We start from the raw sequence: 1,416 nt of genomic DNA, 5'->3' as shown, positions 1-1,416 counted from the left end.
AAGGAGAAATAATTAAAACTACCCCCCTTTCGAGATAGTTTTAATTATACGTGAACAATGATAAAAGACATTATACAAAATGTTTATTCAAAACGTCCGCTTGTTCATAACATAACCAACTACGTTGCCGCAACGGATTGTGCAAATATAACATTGACAATCGGTGCGTCACCGATTATGGCTGATGAGCCTAAGGAAGTCGGTGAAGTAACACAAATTGCCGACGGACTTGTTTTAAACTGCGGAACAATTTCCGAAAGTCGATTAAACGCTATGCTTATATCCGGTAAAACAGCAAAGTCAAGAGAAATACCTATCGTTCTTGACCCTGTGGGAGTAGGCATTTCCAAATTCAGAACAAGTGCCGTTCATAAAATAATTACGGAAGTAAAACCCGATATTATAAGACTTAATGCATCGGAACTTAAAAGCATTTGTCTTAACATTAAAAATATGTCAGGTGTGGACGCCGTTAATATTGACAGTTTGGACGATACTGTTGAGCTTGCAAAAAAGCTTTCGCTTAAGACCAACGCGATTATAGGTGTAAGCGGTATATCGGATATTGTTACGGACGGCAAAAATACCGCCGTTATTTCAGGCGGACACGCAATGATGAAAAAAATTACAGGCTCCGGCTGTATGCTTTCATCTGTTATCGGTGCATTTGCCGCCGCAAATCCGAATAATCTTTTTTATGCGGTATCTGTTGCATTCGGTTTATATGCAAGTTGCGGAAGAAACGCATACAAAGAAAATATAGGTATCGCAACATATAAAAACAACTTTTTTGATGAAATGACAAATCCTGATTTGGAGGGGATTGAAATTGAATATAGATAAAAAAGCACTAAGACTTTATGCTGTTACGGACAGAACATGGCTCGACGGCAGAACGCTTTATGATGACGTTGAAAAAGCCTTAAAAGGCGGTGTTACACTGCTTCAGCTACGCGAAAAAAATATGTCAACAGACAATTTTATAAATTCTGCAAAAGAAATAAAATCATTGTGCGAAAAATATAATGTACCTCTTATTATAAACGACAACGTGGACGTGGCAAAAGCGGTTAATGCAGACGGTGTGCATATCGGGCAAAATGATATGCCCGCTCACGAGGCAAGAAAAATCTTGGGTAAAAACAAAATAATCGGCGTCACCGCAAAAACTGTCGAGCAAGCACAAAAAGCCGAAAAAGACGGTGCTGACTATCTTGGCAGCGGTGCAATATTCGGTACAACAACAAAAGGTGACGCAAAGAAAATGGATATGCAGACTTTGAAAAGCATAACAAGCTCTGTTAATATACCCGTTGTCGCAATCGGCGGAATTGACGGTGATAATGTACTTCAATTAAAGGGTACAGGCATAGTCGGTGCGGCAGTTGTTTCGGGTATTTTTGCACAAGATGATAT

2 protein-coding genes are annotated in these 1,416 nt (G+C 39.3%); both read left to right on the top strand.

Going from position 1 to position 1,416, the window contains the following annotated elements:
- The first annotated feature begins 57 nt into the window (after positions 1-57).
- Positions 58-843: a hydroxyethylthiazole kinase gene (thiM, locus tag ACLTU0_RS11925; RefSeq protein WP_412322664.1), complete on the top strand. Its 786-nt coding sequence runs from the start codon at positions 58-60 to the stop codon at positions 841-843.
- Positions 830-1,416 (top strand): thiamine phosphate synthase (gene thiE / locus ACLTU0_RS11920; protein ID WP_412322663.1); only part of this gene is annotated, 587 nt, incomplete at its 3' end. The genes thiM and thiE, both read left to right, overlap by 14 nt.

The organism is Hominilimicola sp., from assembly GCF_046972485.1.
GTDB lineage: Bacteria > Bacillota > Clostridia > UBA1381 > UBA1381 > Hominilimicola > Hominilimicola fabiformis.
Note: the sequence above shows the minus strand (reverse complement) of the source record. Positions and strands in the feature narration are given on the sequence as shown.